The organism is Cupriavidus sp. GW821-FHT02F09, assembly GCF_059421605.1.
This window is the reverse complement of record NZ_JBWKVH010000029.1, coordinates 1-19520: the sequence shown is the minus strand read 5'-3', so window position 1 is coordinate 19520 and position 19520 is coordinate 1. Positions and strand designations below refer to the sequence as shown.

Here is a 19520-nt window from a genome sequence, read left to right as displayed (position 1 = left end):
GGTCCTGGCGACCGACGCGATGGCGCGATGGCCGCCCCCCTTTTTTCCGGTCCAGAGCCCGCTTTGCGTGTGAGGATTGCCAGCATGGCCGATTCTGCAGGGAAACAGCACTCCCCTGTGTCCCCCCCTTGCAGATGAAGCGCCAGATTCACGCGCAGGGCTGGCTCTGGACCCTTTTTATACCGCGCCCACGGCGCACGCCGAGCGCATGTTGGCGATCAGCGCCGGGAAGTCCCGGCCCAGCGTGGAGAGCGCCGCGGCATCCGCACGGCCATCCTGCAAGCCGCGCTCCAGCGCCGCGCAGGCCTGCGCGAGCTGCGCCGCCCCAAGCATGCCCAGGATGGCCTTCATGCCATGGGCATGCAGGCCAGCCTGGCGAACATCGCCGGCCCCGATGGCCTCATGGATCCGCGTTGCCATGTCCGCGCGTTCTGCGCATACGCGCCTGGCCAGATTGATGTAAAGATCCTCGCGACCGAACAAGAGCTTGATCCCCGAGGCGGCGTCCAGGCCCGGTATGGCCTTCAGGGCCTGCGTCACCGCTGACGCCGGTGGCGTCGCCTGCGCCGTCACCGCCACCGTAGTCCCTGCGCCTGCCAAGCCACGAGTCGCGCCCCACGGCGCGGCAACGGGCGGCAGCCATGCCGCAATGGTGCGGAACATCGCCTCTGCGTCGATCGGCTTTGAAATATGATCGTTCATCCCGCCCTCGATGCAGCGGATGCGGTCCGCCGACATCGCGTCTGCCGTCAGTGCCAGCACCGGCAGGGCATAAAGGCCCAGGTCGTGGCGAATCGCGCCAGTGGTCTCTATGCCATCCATGCCCGGCATATGGATGTCCATCAGCACGATATCGAATGCGTGTTCCTTGAGCGCCGCCAGCGCCTGCTGACCGTCGCCGGCAACGTGCACGTCCATGCCCACCAGTACGAGAAGATCGTGCGCGACCTCCTGATTGATCGGGTTGTCCTCGACCAGCAAGACCTTGCGCCCGTGCAATGCCTGCCACGCCGGCCCGGCGATCGAGCGGCAATCCGATGGCACCATCGCCGCATGCGAAAGGCCGGAGCCCGGACCGGCCGCCCGGTCTGCCCGCCCAATCTCCAGCGACACCTCGAACGAGAAGATGCTTCCCACACCGGCCTGGCTCCGCGCGAGGACGCGCCCACCCATGAGTTCCGCCAGCTTCTTGCTGATCACAAGCCCTAGGCCCGTGCCTTCAAAGCGGCGGTTCAGCGCGCCGTCCAATTGCTGGAACGGCGTGAAAAGCTCCGGCAACGCTTCCGCAGCAATGCCTACGCCCGTGTCCTCGACCTCGAAGGACAAGCCGATATGGCTGTCGCGCACGAGTGTCTCCCTGACTCGCAGGCAGACCTCGCCACGATCCGTGAACTTCAGCGCATTGCTCAGGAAATTGATCAGGATCTGCCCGACCCGCAGCGGATCGCCGACAAGCCGAGGCGGAATCGCGGGGGACGTGAAAATAGACATCATGATGCCTTTTGCTTCCGCCGTTTCCCAGAACAGGCCAGTGACACGATCCAGCAGTTCAGACAAGTCGAACTCGCGCGCGTCGATGGTGAGTTTGTCCGCCTCGATCTTCGAGAAATCCAGGATATCGTTGACGATCCCCAGCAAGTGCGCCGCGGATGCGCCGATGCGCTCCAGATAGCGGTCCAGCTTGTCCGCGCGCTCGCGCTTGAGCGCCAGATGCGACATGCCGATGATGGCATTCAGCGGCGTCCTGATCTCGTGGCTCATGTTGGCCAGGAACTTCGCCTTGGCGCGCGCTGCCGACTCAGCCGCCTCGCGCGCTGCCGTCAGCTGCAGGGTGCGCTCTTCGACGCGTGCTTCCAGCGTGTTGGTCAGCGCCTCCAGGGCCTGCCGGGTGCGTTCCTGCTCGGTGATATCGGCGACCACCGTACCGACGCCGATGATGCCGGCATCGTCCGGCCCGGGCACCGGGAACTTGACCACGCGGAAAATGCGTTCATAGCCGTAACGAGGACTGATCGCATGCACCTGGCTTTGGGATGTCCCGCTGGCCAGTACCAGCTCGTGCATATCGCGGCTGATCTGGGCGATATGGCGATTCGGGATGATGTCCCAGTCGCAGCATCCCACGGCAGCGCCCTGGGGCACCCCGATGGCTTGCTCGTAGGCGTGATTGGCCATGATGCCCACACCCTTGGGGTTCTTGTAAGCCAGCCCGGTCGGCACGTTCTCGCGGAATGCGCGCATGCGTTCCTCGTTCTCGGACACGCCGCGGCGCGCGCGCCACTGGAACACCGCCAACGCAAGGATCAGCCCGATCGCGATCGCGCTAAGGCTCACGATCGCCGTGCGGACCAGGAAGTACGACTGATAGGCTTCGTCAACGGGTAGCTCGACGACCAGCCCCATGTCCTGGTCACCCAACCATCGGCCAGCCCCGATGACCTTGCGCCCATCATTGCCGTCATAGCCCTCGGCGGCGACCGCCTCCTCGCCTCTATCCATCAGCAGTTGCAACGCAAGTTCCGTCGGGGCATCGCCAATGCGGCCACGCACCAGCGAATCGGCCGCAAGCCGCTTGCCGGGCACTCTCGCCCACAGCGCCTCGGAAACGTCCCGCCGCGCACGATCTGGCGCCGCATCGCGCTCCGAGGCGCGGGTCGGGGAGAGAATGCGCGCGGAGGAGTCAATCACGTAAGCCTCGCCCGTTTCGCCTATCCGGCCCGCCTTGAGAATCTTGAACAGCTTCACATAGGGATCGATGCGCAGGCACAAGAAGCCCACGATCAATCCATCCGCGTTGATGCGTGCGCACGCCAGCTGATAGAACATCCCGGCCGGCTGCTCAATGCCCTGGACCATGAGCGGCTGCGTCGAGACGGTGGGGCGCGAAATGGCAAATCCGAGCTCCTGCGCCCCCCGCAACGTGCGTAAGGTCGGCTCGGTCAGGTCCGAGGCGTTGACATAGCGCGGGCTGCTCGCCGCGACTATGGTGTGGTCCGGCCGGATCAGGGCATAGCCATCGAAGCCCCGGCTCCTGTAGATCGGCAGGATCCACTGATCGAGTTCAGTCCGCAGATCGGCGCTGCCGGGATCGGCCAGTATACGTTTCGCCAGTTTTATCAGGGCAGGGTTCTCGGCAATGGTCCCGACTCGCCCCGCCGAATCCTCTCCCATCGTCCGGTTCAGGTCCGATATGGCCTGCAGCACGGATTTCAGGCGGCTTTCGGCACTCCGATGAAATTGCTTTTCAAGGCCCCGGAGCACCTCATGGCTCAAGACCAGCAACAAGGCAACGGCGACCGCCGTCATGATGAAATTCAGGCGGGTTTCTCTACCGGCTGCCCCTCGCAGACTCCTGAAGTAACGCTTGAGCATGATTTCCTGCGACGGTTCTCGGCTTATAAAACGGCGGCGGCATTCCGGACCAGTGCCAATAGCTAACGCGACCGAAATTTCTGGCTTTCGTCACCGTTTATGGCGACCAAACGGGATGGCTCAATCGAGAAGCAGCGTTGTCAATTCAATCGCTGATTTGACTTGCAGTTTCTCCATCAAGTGCGCCCGGTGATTTTCCACGGTGCGAACGCTGATCCCCAGTTCCCTGGCAATCGCCTTGCTGGTCTTGCCAGTCGTGACGTGCCAGGCAACGACTCGCTCCTTCGGGGTCAGGCGTGCAAGCCGCGTGCTTTTGTCGGCGCAAGCCAGCTTCTGCTCGTGCATCTGGCGGCTGCGTTCCAGCGCGCCCCGCACTTTTTGCACCAGCATGGCGCCATCGACGGGCTTCTCCAGAAAATCGAGCGCGCCCGCCTTGATCGCCTTGACCACCGAAGGGACCTCGGAGTAAGCGGAAACAAAGATGGTAGGAGGAAGAATGCCCATGCCCGCCAGCGCTCCCTGCACCTGCAGGCCGCACATCCCCGGCATGCGCAGATCGCAGACCAGGCATTCAACTGGCGCCGGCCGGTACGATTCAACAAACTCGCGAGAGGAAACAAACGTCCTTATGTCAGCGCCAAGACCACGGAGCAACTCGTGGTACGCCCAAAGCACAATTTCATCGTCGTCGACTAGATAGATGACGGATCGTTCAGTTGCCACAACCTACGCCTCCAGTTCCTGGCTCCCTGCGACCGAATTTCGGCCTGCCCGTACGCTCACCTACTGCGCAATGCAGTCGATAGGGCCATTCGGACACCTGACACGCTCTACATCCACCGGCACAGTAAACCATCATGATGGCTAAGTTGAAATTGGGCAATTCCCGTAGTAGTTGGCAAAGAACGAAACCGAAAATATTTCGATTTCTGGACTTATATTTATTAAGAAGCAACTTAATAGCGCAACGTACCCCGTCGTGCCGCGACGTGGAATGTGCTGCTTTGTCCTCCAGCATATGAGAATCCGTAATTACCATATAATTTAATTACCGTACTCCAGGATAAAAATCATTTTTCTCAATGTGCCAGCGGCACCCGGGATGACTCCGGGGCGCTGGCCCACGCCAGCCATGCCGGGAACGCAAGTGCGCGATCAGGCCACTGCGGCGGCGCGCTGGAGGCGTGCGTCCCGTTCGCTCGCCGGCGCATGCGGCCGCCCGGCGCCGCCGGCGCCCGGCAGGCGGAAGAACGCCACCACCTCGTTGAGCTCCTGGCCCTGTTCCTGCAGCGCCCGGGATGCGCTGGCGGCCTGTTCCACCATGGCAGCGTTTTGCTGGGTCACCTGGTCCATCTGCGAGATCGCCAGGTTCACCTGCTCGATGCCGCGGCTTTGTTCCATCGATGCGCTGGCAATGTCTTCCACGATGCTGCTCACGCGCGCGACCGCCTTGGTCACCGAGCTCATGGTCTGCCCGGCTTCGCCCGCCAGCGTGGAGCCGTCCTGGATCTGCTGGAGCGAGCCCGCGATCAGTTCCTTGATCTCCTTGGCGGCGCTTGACGAGCGTTGCGCGAGGCTGCGCACCTCGCTGGCCACCACGGCAAAGCCGCGGCCTTGCTCGCCGGCGCGGGCAGCTTCCACCGCGGCGTTGAGCGCGAGGATATTGGTCTGGAAGGCGATGCCTTCGATCATGCCGGTGATGTCGGCAATCTTGGTGGAGCTGGCGCTGATGCCCTGCATCGTATCGACCACGCGGCCAACCGCCGTGCTGCCGCTCTGCGCGATATCGGCGGCCTCGCGGGCCAGTTCGTTGGCTTGCCGGGCGTTCTCGCTGCTCAGGCGTACCGTAGTGGTCAGCTCTTCCATGCTGGCGGCGGTTTCCTCAAGCGATGCCGCTTGCTCTTCGGTGCGCTGGCTCAGGTCCGCATTGCCCGCGGCGATCTGCGCCGATGCCCCGGCGATGCTTGCGCTGCTCTCGCGCACGCGGGAAACGATCTCCGTCAGGCGCGCGTTCATGTCGCGCAGGGCCGACAGAAGGCGGCCGGTCTCGTCCCGCGCTACTACGGCAATCTGGCTGCCCAGATCACCGCGCGCTACCGTTTGCGCCACGTCCACGGCCGTTTGCATGGGCCGGGTGATGGAGCGCGTGATCAGCAGGCCGCTCACCGCGGCGAGCACCATGGCGCAAATGGACATGACGATCAGCAGGTTGCGCTGCGCGGCATAGTCCTCCTCCAGCCTGCGCACCGTATCGACCTGGCGGCCTTTGGTGAACTCGGTATAGGCATCGGTCGCCTTGACCAGCGCCCCCAGCAAGGGGCGGCATTCGTCGTTCATCTTGAGGATGGCCTCGTCGCGCTTGGCGGCGAGCGCGAGGTCGACGATGGCGATGGCCACGGGACCATAGCGCGACTCCACGCGATCGATCTCGCGCACCAGGTTGCGCGCGGTGTCACTGGCGTCGCTGTCGCCCGACACCATGTCCTTGAGCTTTGCCAGCTGCGCCTGCACATCGTCATGTGCGCGTAACGCGGCTGCCTTCTCCAGGGTCAGGTCCTCGGGCCTGGTGACGAGAGCCAGGTTGCGCGCCGCGATGGCACGCCGGTCGACAGCGGTCCGCACCTGCGCGGCGACTTCGGCGCGCGCGTTGATGCCATGCAGGTAGCGGGAAAAGCCGTCCGTGGTCTGGCTCAGCGCGCGTAGCGACAAAGCGGAAATGGATAGCGCGATGGCGGCTAGCAGGCTAAAGCTCAGCACGAGCTTGCCCTTGATGGTCAGGCTGTTGAAATTCACGATTTAATCCCCTTGTCCCGTTGGGACGTTGGTGCTGCGGAATGGTCCATGAGTCATGGCTTGAATCGCCAATGCGAACCGTTGCGCTGCAATCCCGTTCCCGCTTTTCCTATTTGTGATGATCTGGGCGATCGTCTTCGCGTCGCGCCGTCTTGTTATGGCCTAAACAGCACAATTCCAAATGCATACGGAAGCACGCTGCAGAATGGCTAACGGCAAGAAATCGGAAGATATCCCCCCTCCTGGAGAGGGGCAGGCTTTATGGAATTCGGCCAAGTAGCGCCGGGGCCGCTTTGCGTTGCGCAAGCGGGCGTTAATGGGGAGCGTTAAGGTCTCAACCAGCAAGCGGCGTGGTGTCACCCACTGGCCGAATCCGCAGGCTCAAGCCGGCAATGGGTCCGGCATGGTCTCCTGGGCGGCCTCGGTGACACGGGGACGGTTGTGGCGCCACGCCGCCAACTCCCCCGCCCCCAACGGCGCAGCGAACAGATAGCCTTGCGCCCAATGCACGCCGTGCTGTCGCAGGTAGGCGGCCTGCACCTCGTTCTCGATCCCCTCGGCAGTCAGCTCCAGATGCAGCCGCTGGCCCAGGCTGATGATGGTGTCGAGCACCACGGCATTGACGGAGTCCGTGCCGATGCCCATGACGAACGAGCGATCGATCTTGAGGAAATCGGCATGGAGCTGTTCAAGGTAGGACAGCGAACTCTGCCCCGTGCCGAAGTCGTCGAGCGCCAAGAGCACACCCTGCGCGCGCAGGTGCGCGATGTTGCGTTGCACCTGCTCGTCGTTCGGCAGCGCTTCGCGCTCGGTCACCTCCAGGACCAGCAGTGGCCCGTCGGGGCCGAGCTTGCCCAGGAGCCGCTGCACATCAGCGACGAATCCGGGCGTCGCCAGGTGGGAAGCGCTGACATTGACACCGATGTGGTCACGCGGCCCCAGCCCCAGGCCTGGCAAGTCGGCGGCCACCAGATCAAAGATATGCCGAGTCAGGTCGCCGATGAGGCCATTGTCTTCGGCCAGCGGGATGAAGATGTCCGGCCGGATATTGCCCCGGCCGGGCCGGTGCCAGCGGACTAGAGCCTCGAGCCCGCTGCACTCCCCCGTGGCCAACCGGATGACCGGCTGGTAGACCATGTGGAACTCGCGCTGGCGCATGCCTCGGTAGATCTCGTTGACCAGCGACAAGCGCCGCCTGCAGAACAGATGCGCCAGGTATCCCGAGAGCAGCGCCGCCAGTACCAGGAAAGGCGCGTAGTGACGCCACAGCTCATGGCGGTAGGCAGTGATCAGCGCCGGTGCGACCGCGACGCGCACCTCGATGGGAAAGGCGGCGGACTTGGCCAGCTTCATGCTGTTCCGGTAGCGCGGGCCGGTTGTCGTCGCCAACGGCGCACCGGTCGGCAACTGGCGCAGCGAGTCGCTGAGCAGGATCTGGACCTGGAACTGGCCGCTGTACGAGGCGGCTGCCTGAATGTCCAGCAGGTACTGCCCGTCGATCACGGCCAGCACGCCCGAGCCGTTGCCGATGCCTCGCGAGACGATGACCGCGGGCCGGTCCGGGACCAGGGAGGTGCCCGCGCTCGGGGTGATCCGCGGCCCCAATGGCAAGCTGGTCATCGCGTCGAATGCCAGGGTGAGCGGGATATCGTTGACCTTGCCCAGAACCGGCGAGCAGTAGAGCTTCTCTTCATGAACCAGGATGAGCGAGCGGAAATACGGACTCAGGGTGCTCGCCCGCGTGAGTTCGCCGATCACCTCCTGGCATGGCTTGCCGAGCAGCGCCATGGATTTGTCGACATTGGCGGTGACCACGCCGAGGATGTTGTCCATCTGCTTCTGGATCGACACCGCCGTGACCAACGCTTCGCCGTCGGCGCGTTGCCTTCCCTGCAGGAATACCAGCGGCACCATGACGAGTGCGGGGATCAGCATGGCTGCCAGCACGATTGCCGGGTGCCAGTATTGCTCACGCCGAAGCTTGATGATCTGCACGTTCGATGCTCCTGCGCGTGACGTGCAGTCGGGAGGCCAAGTTTAGGTACCCCATCCCTGCTGACGTGCTCGCGCTACGGTGTGATTGATGTGTACTCGTCCGGGCCCGCCATGCGTCCAGGCCCCACCTTCAGCACGACAACCGCTGCAATCCAGGTCGACTTCCCGATGATCTTGTGTTTGTCTCGCGAGCGTTCCCTTTACCTTGCTGCATCCTGGCCGGGGCCCTCATTTTTAGTACAAATCCTAAATTTAGAAGATGGATCTTACAATAAGGCATCGCTTAGGCGGCGAATTCCATAATCACCGCAACCTCTCTCGCATTGATGTCGGTGCAGTGACCGGCCCGGGCATAGCGATCGATTCCGCTCGAAGGGATCGGTTGCGGCCGACGCTTGCATTTTAGGACTTGTCCTATTCTCTTGACGGCATGCCGCCAGTAAGCTTGCGCCTTGCCTTACCGAGAAGCGAAATGAAGCACAACGAAACGCGCCGTACCTTGACGCTCGGGCTCGCCGCCATTTCCATGGCCGCGGGCAGCGCCTGGGCTGGCGAGGCCCAGGACCTGTACGCGGCGATGATCAGTGGCAAGTGCGTGCCCGCCGCCGCCACCTTGCAAGCGCGCGCCAAGGCTGGCGTGGCCGCGGCCCAGGGCCATCTGGGCATTGCCTATGTCCGCGGCGCCTGCGTCAAGAAGGACATGCAGGCAGGCGTGGCCTGGCTGCGCAAGGCCGCCGCGCAGGGCGACGCGGATTCGCGCAATGAGCTTGGTAGTCTCTATTCGACGGGCGATGGCGTGCCCAAGGACTATGCGCAGGCGAGGCGCTGGACCCGCCTGGCGGCCGAGCAAGGCTACGGGCCGGCCCAATACAACCTGGCACTCCAGTACCACTTCGGAGAAGGCGGGCCGGTGGATGATCGCGAGGCGGTCATATGGCTGCGCAAGGCGGCCGTGCAGGGCCTTGCGGACGCGCAGGCGAACCTGGGCGCCATGTTGATCAAAGGCGAAGGCATGGTCCTGAGCAACAAGCGCGAAGGCGTGCATTGGCTGCGCAAGTCCGCCATGCAAGGCCATCCCACCGGCCAGAACAACCTGGCGGCAGCCTACGAGAATGGCTGGGGCGTGGCGCGCAACCTGGTACTGGCCTACGCCTGGGTGCTGCTGTCGACCCGCGAGGCCAAGCCGGGTTCGGAAGACATGACGCTGCGCACCGGAATGGCCGCGGAACTGACCGCCAAACAGCGCGCCGAGTCCGAGCGGCTGGCGCGCGAGTGGAGGGTAGGACAAGACCTCACGACGACGATGCCATGAGCGGAGGATGAGCCGTGGCAAGCCATCGACCATCGTCGAATGGTTTCTGCATCAACGTCTTGGCAAGTCCAACCGGTTCACCCCCGAGGCCTGCCTGCGGCGCCGGCTCGCTCGCACTGCTGATTATCCGTTCAATCGCGTTGATGAACGGCTGCCCTGGGCCATAGCCGACCGGCCTCTGGCGCCTGTCACTCTTACCCAAGAAAATGTACCTGCTTCCGCTATCGCTATCCCTGATTGCACTCAGTTCCGGCTGCGCTTTGACGCCCGAATCCATGATCCGGTCTCAGCTTGACGAAGCGGTGGCGAAGGCGGAGAGCATGGCAGTCAGTGACTCCCGAGATAGGAGCAACTGCAAAGCGTCCCCCAAGACCTGGCGCGCACCAATCCACTCGCTAACGCAGGATATCCGCGTACGGAGATGCGAGACCGTCTACTACTATTTCGCCACCTACGCACAATTTGTGGGAGACGTCTACCCAATCGCCTTTGCGCCGGGCATCGCTTTCGTTGGGTCCGAGGATCTTCTCACGGGTGAAAAGGGAATGGCCGACTAGCCTTGTGCAGGCAGCCGTAAGGCATCGCTTTGGCGCCCATTTTCCAGGCTTCAAGCTCGTTGTCATTTACCCAAGCTCGTCGTCACACATCAGCCGGTCATCCACCGATGATCACTTATTGCGTTTCACTTCGCATCAGATTGGGAGCATTCATGCGAAATAGCATTACCCCGGCCGTTCGTTCCGTACGCCGCGCGCTGGGAAAACGCGCAATGACATGCGGCAAGAACGTAACGGACGCACGCACTTCGCGCGGGCCTGCATGGCATGGCTATCTCGACACCGTACGGTTGGCCCCATCGGCCGCGGCATTGTTGTTCGGCCTGCTGCCTGGTATTGCGGCTGCCGATGGCGCACGGGACTGGATGAATCTCCCGATCGACACGAATCTGGTCTATCTCTACTACAACCATGTTCAGTCCAACACGCAACTGGACACGACCCTTCCAGTGCAGGGGGTCAACGCCACCATGAACATGGCGTTGGTCCGCTATGCATATTCCTTTCCGGTGGCAGGCAAGACCGGTGGCATCCAGTTCCTGCTGCCCTACAGCTGGGCGAGCGCCAACGTCGATAGTTCCATGGCCCCGCTGGCGTCGCGCGAGTTCAGCAAGAACGGCGCGGGCGACCTGACCGTTGTGCTCGCGGCCAACCTGTTTGGCGCGCCGGCACTGACTCAGGAAGCATTTGCAAAGGCCACACCGCAGACGCTTCTTACCTCGGCCGTCTTCCTTACCGTCCCCACCGGGCAGTATGACCGGAACAAGCCCGTCAATTTCGGTGGAAATCGTTGGGTGATCAAGCCACAGCTTGCATTCAACTACCCTTTTGGCAAGTCGATGCTGTCCGTCAATGGCAATGTCTCGTTCTACACCGAGAACGGCGAGTACTTCCAGCCGGATGGTCACGGAAAGCTACAGCAAGCGCCGTTAGGAACGCTGGAAGCGCACTACAGCTACAGCTTCAACCGCGCGCTGTGGGCGGCGGTGGACATGGTCTACAGCAACGGGGGGCAGACCAGAATCAACGGCATCAAGCAAGACAATGCGCAGAACACGCTCAAGCTTGGCGTCAGCGGAAGTTTCAATTTCACCCCTACGGATGCCGTGGCGGCTTCCTTCCTCAAGACCGTCAGCACGCCAGCAGGGGCCGCTAATGTGAAGGTCTTTTCCATCAGCTACAACCACGCGTGGTAGTAGTCGACATCCTTGCAGTGAATACCCATAACAAGAAGAAGCGATAAACATGAAGAACAGACTTGGTCCCCGGCAACGCCTGCTGGCAATGGCGTTCGCCCTGGCGAGCACCCCGGCACTCCTCTGCGCGCAATCCGCCCCGGCGCCTGGCAAACCTGCCACGGACCGGACCCGGCAAGCCAACGCCGCGGTGCTCAAGGCGCTTCCGTTCAACGACCGGGCCGACTTCGAATCGGCCCAACGCGGGTTTATCGGCACCACACCGGACCTTGTCATTCAGGCGGGGAACGGCAAGCACGCTGCCTGGAACCTGCCGGCGTACGATTTTCTCAAGGCTGAGACGGCGCCCGACACCATCAATCCCAGCCTGTACCGTATGGCCCAGCTCAATATGTTCAACGGGCTGTTCGCCGTTGTCGACCGCGTCTACCAGGTACGCGGCTTTGATCTGTCAAACATGACGATGATCGAAGGCGATACCGGACTGATCCTGATCGATCCGTTAATGAGCAGGGAAACTGCGAAAGCCGCGCTTGATCTCTATTACCAGCACCGGCCGCGCAAGCCGGTCGTGGCAGTGATCTACACCCACAGCCACGTGGATCACTATGGCGGCGTCAAGGGCGTCGTGAACGAGGCGGATGTCAAGGCTGGCAAGGTAAGGATCCTGGCGCCCGAGGGCTTCCTGGAAGAAGCGGTCAGCGAGAATATCTACGCCGGTACCGCCATGAGCCGCAGGGCCACGTATATGTACGGGTCGCTATTGCCGCGCGGGCCGCAAGGCCAGGTCGATGGTGGACTCGGCAAGAGTACCTCGCTTGGCGAGGTCACCTTGATCTCCCCCACCGATTCGGTGACAAAGACCGGCGAGACCCGCACGATTGACGGCGTGCAGATGGAGTTCCTGATGGCGCCCAATACCGAAGCGCCCGCGGAAATGCTGATCTGGCTGCCTCAGTTCCAGGTGCTCAACATGGCCGAGGATGCCACGCACACGCTCCACAACCTCTATACGCTGCGCGGCGCCCAGGTGCGCGATGCCAGGGAGTGGTGGAAGACCGTCAACGAAGCGGCCAATCGCTATGGCGTGCGCGCCAAGGCCGTGATCGCCCAGCACCATTGGCCGACCTGGGGCGACGCCATCGTGCCATTCCTGGAGAACCAGCGTGACATGTTCAAGTACCTTCACGACCAGACGCTGAATCTTGCCAACCAGGGCTACACGTCGGTGGAAATTGCCGAGATGCTGAAACTCCCCGACAGCATTGGCAAGCAATGGTACAACCGGGACTACTATGGCTCGGTCAATCACAACGCCAAGGCGGTCTACCAGCGTTACCTCGGCTGGTATGACTCCAACCCCGCAAACCTGTACAAGCTGCCGCCCACCGAGGCAGCCGTGCGTTACGTGGCGTTCATGGGCGGCGCGAAGCGCGTCATCGACAAGGCCCGGCAATCGTTCAAGGAAGGCGACTATCGCTGGGTGGCGGAAGTGATGAACCACGTTGTCTTTGCCGATCCGGATAACAAGGAGGCGCGCGAACTGGGCGCCGATGCGCTGGAGCAGCTCGCCTACCAGACCGAGAGTCCCACATGGCGTAACGAGTTCCTGATGGGCGCCCTGGAATTGCGGCGCGGCACCGTCAAGCTACCGGGCGCCGGCGTGGCCTCGGCGGATACGGTGAATGCGATGACCGCCGACATGATCCTGGACTACGCCGGCATCCGCCTGAATGGGAAGAAGGCAGCCGGGAAGACGCTCAATGTCAACTGGATCAATCCGCAGACCAACGAGCAGTACGCGATCGAGCTGCGCAATTCGGTCCTGATCTATACCGTCGGGAAACAGCTCCCCAAGGCGGATGTCACGATCACAACCAACAAGCTCGGCCTGGCCAGCGTGCTGGGCGGGGCGACCACACTGAGCAAACTGTCGCAGGCGGGAGGGGCAAAGGTGGAAGGCGCTGGCGAGAAATTCGACGAACTCGCCGGCATGCTCGACACATTCAAGCCTGACTTCAATATCGTGACGCCGTAGTCCGCGAGAAAACGCGAGTGTATTTATGAAAAGGCGGTATCCAGCACTGGCGCAACGCCAACGTCGCGCGTGGGGGTATGCACAAGGGCGGAGACCATATCCAGGCATGCCAGGGCCTGGCCGATGAGGTGCCGCTCCTGATCCGGGTCTCGCGCCGCCTGGACTACCAGCCTGGCGCTCATGCACAGCCGCAAGGCGCTGACCGGGACACCTGCCCTGTGGCCGCTGTCCACGGGCTGGCCAAGCTGGTAGGCCACGCCTGCGTCGGCGCTCCCCGGCGCCTGGACCCGGCGAAAGATGGCGGCCGTCTCCTCCCGGCTGAGCGCGGCCCTGCCGCCTCCCGGCTGGCACCGGTACAGCAGGAAGGGGTGAATGGTCTGGATCTCGTCCCAGTGGGATGGCGCGTTCAGCGCGGTGCGGTCCAGCGCCGGCACCGCCAGCGCGGCAAAGGCGGGATCGCTGCCCAGCCTTTGCTGGATGGCACTGGCAAATCGCCGCAGAATGCCAGCGGCTTGCCCGGCCGGCACCGCGAGGAATTCGCGCAGCTCGTGGATCGCAGCCTGCCAGCGCAGCAGCAGGCCGAAGTTCGCATAACTGCCGAGCGCCTGCGCGCTTGCCCAGCCTTGCGGCCATTCCTCGCGCGCGGAGTACAGGCGCAGCTCCGCCGGGACGCCGCGCTCGCGTAGTGTCTTGCCCATGGCCGCTGGCAGCAGCAAGGCGCCGGAAAACGAAGGCCCGGTCACAAACTTGGAGCCGGTCAGCGCCACCATGCAGCCGTTGCGCAGGTAGGCCTGCAGCGTACCCGGCTCAATGCGGAACTGGCAGGCGTCGACCAGGACCTGCACCGCCGAGGGCCAGCGGCGATGCAGCGCCGTCACGCACGCAATGCTCGGCGCGATGCATCCGGTCTTGGAGATGTCGATCTGCACCAGCAACACCTGGCGTCCGTCTTGCACGGCCTGGCTGACGAGCGCATCGATTTGCGCATCGACCACGCTCGCATCCCGCAAGCTGCCGTCCGCATGGCGGATCGGCACATCGAGGATGTCGCTGGCGCAGGCCTGGCTCAGCGACTCGCCCGGGATGGTGGTACGGCCCAGTGCGTTGTACGTGCTGAAGTGGCGCCCGGCGAGCGCGGCGGCCACGCCGCTGCCGCTCTCGGCCTCGCCGGCCAGGATCACCAGCGGCCGGCCCTGAACGCCCAGAACACCCGCATCGCCCGCATCGCTGCCGGCCCCATCGGCCGCCACCCGCGCGGCAACGCGCGCCGCGAGCAGGTGCACATCGGTGCCGGAAGCCGAGAAGACAAGCCCGGTGCCAAGCGCATCGCCAATGCCGCACAGCGCCAGCAACTCGCCGCGCAGCCGGTCCAGCTCGCGGCGATACAGCTCGGCCGCGCTCTGGTGCGGCAGCGCCGCGGCAAGCCGGTTGCGCAGCACGTCCACCTCGGCGAACGCGGCGGGAGAAATCCCCGAGGACGTGGAGGAGCCAAAGGGAACCAGCCCCGTCGAGGCGAGCGGCTGGCAACCGTACTTGTTACGGCCGGTCGCCGGATCCAGCGCGATGCGGTGGTCCCCGCCGCTGACCAGCAGGTCAGCCGTCGATGGCAGCGGCATCGTGCGCGTCCATGCGGTCGGCATGGGCCTGGCTGGCGTTGATCAGCATGGTGCGGAACGCCGCGAAGATCTTGTGCATCTGCGGCTGCTTGTACGGGAAGAGGTCAACCGGATCGATATCGTGCACCACCATCGCCGTATCGGCCTCGAACACCAGCAACGCACCATCCGGCGTCTCGGCGCAATCCAGGCCCACGTAGTCAAGGCCCAGCCGCTCCTGGATCCGTGCGAGGGCATCCTTGTGGCGCAGCGCGAAGGTGTGGTCGAAGTCGCGCATGATGGCGGCTTCTTCATCCCGCTTGGCCGCGCTCTCGGCCATGCCGGCATTGAGATAGTGGATCATCCAGTGCTCGGAGATGCCGACGTGGCACACATAGGCGCGCCCTTCGATCAGCACCAGCCGGTATTTGCGGAACTGGCCGTCATCGTTCCGGTAATCGATGAAGTAAGAGACATAGAAAGCCGGCTCGTCCGTCTGCGCCAGGTAGCCGGCGAGTTCGGCCGCGTCGCCGATCTTCTCCAGGCCCTTGCCCGCATGCGAGCCAAGCGGCCTGACGATGATCGGGAAAGCGCCCTCGCCCAGCACCGACGAGATCGCTGCCTGCCCGCTGGCGATGCCTGCCAGCACCTGGCGATCCACCCGCAGCGTCGGCGGCATGCACACGCCCGGCGCCGAGGCCAGCAACGACGCCGCCCGGTCCCGCGAGAGCTGTTGCAGGCGATCCGGCTGGTTCAGCACCGGGCGCGGCCAGATTGCCGCGAGCGCGCGCAGGTGCTCCAGCACGGGCTGGGTACGGTCGGATTCGCCAACCGCGATGAACAGCACGTCGTGCTCCGGCACGGCCTGCGGCAGCGGGTTCTCCGGCGTGACGTAGAGCGCATCGAGCGCCACGTCGGAGTTGCCCAGCAGGCACTCCAGCGGCGTGTTGGCCATCAGGTCGCCCGACACCATGATGGCCAGCACGCGCAGGCGGGCTTCGCCATTGCGCAGGGTCGGCAAGTGATAGAGCTGGCGCGCCTGCAGCGCCTCGGCCTGCATGGTCATGGCCAACGCGTGATCGCCGATGAGCTGCAGGACCAGCGAGAGATCCATCAACGCATTGGCATCGTCCGGCTGTGCCTGCAGGTGGTTGATCAGCTCGGCGCCGAGCGGGCGCAGGTCCTCGTTCTGATGGGCCGCCCGCAGCAGGTGGCGCAGGCCGATCAGGGTGTCAGGGGCCGGCGTCATGTTGGCGGAATCAAGAATTGCGTTCATTGTGGTAGGCCGCTGGCTTCGGGAACGGGTACGGGTGATATGGCGCTCAGCGACCGGCCAAGCGCGAGAGTGGCGTTCAGCAAGACATCGATATCCTGCGGCGCGCTGCGATGATTGAAGAGCGCAACCCGGATCGCAAAGCGAGCGTCGAGCACGGTCGACGAAGGCGCGGCGAGGCCGGATTCCTGCAGGGCGACAACAAGATCGCGGTTGAGCTGTTCGATGACGCCGTTCGCATCGGCATCAACATTGGCGCTGGCATTCGCGCCGATAAAGCGGAAGCAAACGATGTTGAGCGATACCGGCGCCAGCAACTCAAGCTCCGGCTCGGACTCGATGCGCCGCGCGAGTTCCTGCGCCAGGGTGCAGGTGTGGGCGATCATGCCGCCCAGCCGCTCGGTGCCGTAGACCTTGATCGTGAACCAGGTCTTCAGCGCACGGAAGCCGCGCGACAGGTCCGGCCCGAAATCGCAAGGCCAGGGGGAGCCGGCCGCCATGCCGCGCTCGCCGCGGCTGAGGTACGTGCCCTCGTGCGTGGCAAAGGTGCGCAGGTGCAATTGCCGGTCGCGGACCACAAAGAAGCCGGCGTCATAGGGGACCTGCAGCCACTTGTGAAAATCGAAGGCGATCGAATCCGCCTGCTCGATGCCGCGCAGGCGCGGCGCCAGTTGGGGGCACAGCATGGCCAGGGCGCCAAAGGCACCATCGACATGAAAATGCAGTTGCTCCCGGCGGGCAATGCGCGCGATCTCGGCCAGGTCGTCGATGGCGCCCGTATCCACGGTGCCGGCGGTGCCCACCACAAGAAATGGCTGCAAGCCGGCAGCGCGATCGACGGCAATAGCGGCGGCAAGGCACGCCATATCCATGCGCCCCATCTCGTCAACGGGAATCGAGCGCAGATTGTCCTTGCCGAGGCCGGCCAGGTCCATGCCCTGGGCGATGCAGCCATGCGCCCGGGTGGAGGTGTACGCCGTCAGGGGCCGCGATGTCTGCCCCATGCCGGTTGACCGTACCTCGGCCCCGAGCGCCCGGGTCCGGGCGACCAGCACGCCGGACAGGTTGGCCATGGACGAGCCGGTCAGGAACAGGCCGCTGGCATCCTCGGGAAAGCCGAACAGCTCGATCACCCAGCGCAGCACCTGCCACTCCACCTCCACCGGGATATGGTCGCGCCCACCCAGGTTGGCATTGAGCCCGGCCGCCAGCATTTCCGCCAGCATCCCGACCGGCGTGCCCCCGCCGTGCACCCAGCCCATGAAGCCGGGATGCGCGTTGCCCACGGCAAATGGCAGGATGCTGTCCATGAAGGTCTCATGCACCTGATCCAGCCCGCTGCCCTCCCGCGGCAGGGACTCGCGGAAGCGTGCGCGCACCGCGTCGGGAATCGGCTGCCAGACCGGGCGGGCACGGATGCCCTGGAGGTGGTCCAGCATATCGTCGAGCATGCTGTGCCCCTGCGCCCTCAGCGCGCTCCAGTCGACGGGATCGAGACTAGTGGTGACTGGCTGCCAGCAGCCCTGGGTGGTTGGTGTTGACATGGCTAATGGCGGTCCGGAAAACGCTGCGTCCCCATGGGAGGTGCGGTTCGCGACCTGGTTTCCGGGACATCGTGCCGGGGATCATAGCGCTGGGCCAGCAGGGCATTTGGTGGAGTACGGCCGGTTTTCCGCCCTATTTCTCTGCGACCGAAAAACAACACTGCCGGCGCTGCCTTACCACATTCCAATCATTTGCGAGTGCCGCTCCGCGAGACGATAATTGTGTCGTCAAGCATCTAATGTATTGCTCGCGCCACTCCTTCAGCAGCCGCCCTCCCTCATGCAGCCACACCAAGGCTTACCCTATCCCCAACGCTCCTGGGCCATCCTCACCGTGTTTTGCGGCCTGATCATGGCCGTGCTCGATGGCTCGATCGCCAATATCGCGCTGCCCTCGATCTCGCGCGAGCTGGCGGCCGACCCGTCCAGCACCATCTGGGTGGTCAACGCCTACCAGCTCACCGTCACGGTGTGCCTGCTGCCGCTATCCTCGCTGGGCGACATCCTTGGCTACAAGCGCGTGTACCGCGGCGGCCTGGCGATATTCCTGGCGGGCTCGCTGTTGTGCGCGCTGTCGCCCAACCTGCCGGTGCTGGTGGCCGCGCGGGTGCTGCAGGGCATCGGCGGCGCCGGCATCATGAGCGTGAACACGGCGCTGGTGCGCTTTATCTATCCGCCCACCAAGCTGGGCCGGGGCATCGGGCTGAACGCGCTGGTGGTGGGCATCACCATTGCCGTGGGGCCCTCGGTGGGCGCGCTGATCCTGTCGGTGGCGAGCTGGCCGTGGCTGTTCGCCATCAACGTGCCGGTGGCAATCTTTGCGCTCGCGCTGGCCCGCACCGCACTGCCGGCGACGCCGCCCCAGCCGCGCAGCTTCGACTATCGCAGCGCGCTGCTCTCGGCCGTGGTCTTTGCCTTGTTCATCCTGGGCGTGGACGGCGCGGGCCACGCGCAATGGCGCCCCGCCGCCGCCGCCGGCCTGGTGGTGGCAGCGTTGCTGGGATGGTGGCTGGTACGCATGCAGCGCGGCAAGCATGCGCCGCTGGTGCCGGTGGACCTGTTCGCCAGCCGCGCCTTCACGCTGGCGGTGGGCACGTCGTTCTGCTCCTTCATGGCGCAGATGCTGGCCTTCGTGGCGCTGCCCTTCTACCTCGAATACCAGCTTGGCCGCACGCTGCACGAGACGGGGCTGCTGATCACGCCGTGGCCGCTGATGGTGGCCATCATGGCGCCCATCTCGGGACGCCTGTCCGATCGCTATCCCGCCAGCATCCTGGCCGGCATCGGGCTGGCCTTGCTCGGGAGCGGGCTGATCGGCCTGGCGACACTTGGGCCGGAAGCGTCCAGCTTTGCCGTGTGCTGGCGCATGGCCATGTGCGGATTGGGATTCGGGTTATTCCAGTCACCGAACAACCGCGCGATGATTGGCGCCACGCCGCCGGCGCGCAGTGGCGGCGCTAGCGGGGCGCAGGCGACAACGCGGTTGCTGGGGCAGACCACCGGGACAGCTGTTGTGGCGTTGTTGTTTAGTGTTGATGCCAGCGGGGCGGCTCGGGTGGCGCTTTTTGTTGCCGCGGGGGTGGCGCTTGTGGGGGCTGTGGTTAGTTTTAGTCGGTTGCGGAGTGGGAGTGGGAGTGGGCCTGCGGTGCGGGTGGGGGTGGGCGTGGCCGCTGAGGCGGATTTGTGATTTTCTTGTTGGTGTTGGATTTTGGGGCCATACGACATCGCCCAGCAGGGGGTTTCGCTGTTTATTTCATCGGCGATGGCGCTTGCACCCAAGAGCCATACGACATCCCCCTGCGGGGGCTGCCGGTCACTCTTCTTTGCGTCGGCAAAGAAGACTAA

At 64.2% G+C, this 19520-nt stretch carries 13 protein-coding genes; 6 read left to right on the top strand and 7 right to left on the bottom strand.

The annotated features are described in order from the left end of the window. Positions 1-177 precede the first annotated feature (177 nt). Positions 178-3204, bottom strand: coding sequence for a hybrid sensor histidine kinase/response regulator (locus AC07XB_RS26445; RefSeq protein WP_492828881.1), 3027 nt, complete (start codon positions 3202-3204; stop codon positions 178-180). Between the two features lie 60 nt (positions 3205-3264). On the opposite strand from AC07XB_RS26445, the gene AC07XB_RS26440 reads away from it, so the two are divergent. Continuing rightward, a complete protein-coding gene (locus tag AC07XB_RS26440; protein ID WP_492813040.1) occupies positions 3265-3438 on the top strand; it encodes a hypothetical protein in 174 nt (57 codons plus the stop codon). Positions 3439-3492: 54 nt separating this feature from the next. Here AC07XB_RS26440 and AC07XB_RS26435 read toward each other — a convergent pair whose 3' ends face one another. The 3 genes from AC07XB_RS26435 to AC07XB_RS26425 form a co-directional block, all read right to left on the bottom strand. Continuing rightward, on the bottom strand, positions 3493-4095 hold the full coding sequence (locus tag AC07XB_RS26435) for a response regulator transcription factor (RefSeq protein WP_492373425.1): 603 nt from the start codon (positions 4093-4095) through the stop codon (positions 3493-3495). A gap of 432 nt (positions 4096-4527) precedes the next feature. Further along, complete coding sequence (locus AC07XB_RS26430) at positions 4528-6165, bottom strand: methyl-accepting chemotaxis protein (protein ID WP_492828882.1); 1638 nt, start codon at positions 6163-6165, stop codon at positions 4528-4530. Between the two features lie 381 nt (positions 6166-6546). After that, positions 6547-8160 (bottom strand): EAL domain-containing protein, encoded by a 1614-nt coding sequence (locus AC07XB_RS26425; RefSeq protein ID WP_492828884.1) that lies wholly within the window; start codon positions 8158-8160, stop codon positions 6547-6549. Positions 8161-8632: 472 nt separating this feature from the next. Here AC07XB_RS26425 and AC07XB_RS26420 point away from each other — a divergent pair, with 472 nt between their 5' ends. The 4 genes from AC07XB_RS26420 to AC07XB_RS26405 all read left to right on the top strand — a co-directional run bounded on the left by AC07XB_RS26420 (position 8633) and on the right by AC07XB_RS26405 (position 13263). Continuing rightward, positions 8633-9472 carry a tetratricopeptide repeat protein gene (locus AC07XB_RS26420; RefSeq protein ID WP_492813045.1) on the top strand — a complete coding sequence of 280 codons (840 nt, stop codon included), beginning with the start codon at positions 8633-8635 and terminating at the stop codon, positions 9470-9472. Between the two features lie 7 nt (positions 9473-9479). Further along, entirely contained in the window at positions 9480-9767 is a 288-nt protein-coding gene (locus tag AC07XB_RS26415; RefSeq protein WP_492813047.1) for a hypothetical protein, read from the top strand. Positions 9768-10088: 321 nt separating this feature from the next. Further along, the gene (locus AC07XB_RS26410; protein ID WP_493688055.1) at positions 10089-11225 is read left to right on the top strand and encodes a transporter; all 1137 of its coding nucleotides are present in this window, start codon (positions 10089-10091) and stop codon (positions 11223-11225) included. Positions 11226-11274: 49 nt separating this feature from the next. Then, positions 11275-13263: an alkyl/aryl-sulfatase gene (locus AC07XB_RS26405; protein WP_492828888.1), complete on the top strand. Its 1989-nt coding sequence runs from the start codon at positions 11275-11277 to the stop codon at positions 13261-13263. 23 nt (positions 13264-13286) lie between these two features. Here AC07XB_RS26405 and AC07XB_RS26400 read toward each other — a convergent pair whose 3' ends face one another. From AC07XB_RS26400 to AC07XB_RS26390, 3 genes are read right to left on the bottom strand one after another with little or no spacing between them, the layout of a single operon-like run. Further along, positions 13287-14879 (bottom strand): hypothetical protein, encoded by a 1593-nt coding sequence (locus tag AC07XB_RS26400; RefSeq protein WP_492828890.1) that lies wholly within the window; start codon positions 14877-14879, stop codon positions 13287-13289. Then, the gene (locus AC07XB_RS26395) at positions 14857-16134 is read right to left on the bottom strand and encodes an ATP-grasp domain-containing protein (protein ID WP_492373433.1); all 1278 of its coding nucleotides are present in this window, start codon (positions 16132-16134) and stop codon (positions 14857-14859) included. Before AC07XB_RS26395 ends, AC07XB_RS26400 begins: the two co-directional genes overlap by 23 nt. Next, positions 16131-17675 carry a pyridoxal phosphate-dependent decarboxylase family protein gene (locus AC07XB_RS26390; protein WP_492828892.1) on the bottom strand — a complete coding sequence of 515 codons (1545 nt, stop codon included), beginning with the start codon at positions 17673-17675 and terminating at the stop codon, positions 16131-16133. Before AC07XB_RS26390 ends, AC07XB_RS26395 begins: the two co-directional genes overlap by 4 nt. Before the next feature lie 280 nt (positions 17676-17955). Between AC07XB_RS26390 and AC07XB_RS26385 the strand changes: the two genes are divergently transcribed. Further along, positions 17956-19362, top strand: coding sequence for an MFS transporter (locus AC07XB_RS26385; RefSeq protein ID WP_492828895.1), 1407 nt, complete (start codon positions 17956-17958; stop codon positions 19360-19362). The last annotated feature ends 158 nt before the right edge of the window (positions 19363-19520 follow it).

What these genes read in the sequence shown, in the direction of transcription:
- AC07XB_RS26440 (WP_492813040.1), top strand. Translation starts at nt 3,265, where the DNA reads ATGGCTCAAGACCAGCAACAAGGCAACGGCGACCGCCGTCATGATGAA.
- AC07XB_RS26420 (WP_492813045.1), top strand. Translation starts at nt 8,633, where the DNA reads ATGAAGCACAACGAAACGCGCCGTACCTTGACGCTCGGGCTCGCCGCC.
- AC07XB_RS26415 (WP_492813047.1), top strand. Translation starts at nt 9,480, where the DNA reads ATGAGCCGTGGCAAGCCATCGACCATCGTCGAATGGTTTCTGCATCAA.
- AC07XB_RS26405 (WP_492828888.1), top strand. Translation starts at nt 11,275, where the DNA reads ATGAAGAACAGACTTGGTCCCCGGCAACGCCTGCTGGCAATGGCGTTC.
- AC07XB_RS26400 (WP_492828890.1), bottom strand. Translation starts at nt 14,879, where the DNA reads ATGCCGCTGCCATCGACGGCTGACCTGCTGGTCAGCGGCGGGGACCAC.
- AC07XB_RS26395 (WP_492373433.1), bottom strand. Translation starts at nt 16,134, where the DNA reads ATGAACGCAATTCTTGATTCCGCCAACATGACGCCGGCCCCTGACACC.
- AC07XB_RS26390 (WP_492828892.1), bottom strand. Translation starts at nt 17,675, where the DNA reads ATGTCAACACCAACCACCCAGGGCTGCTGGCAGCCAGTCACCACTAGT.
- AC07XB_RS26385 (WP_492828895.1), top strand. Translation starts at nt 17,956, where the DNA reads ATGCAGCCACACCAAGGCTTACCCTATCCCCAACGCTCCTGGGCCATC.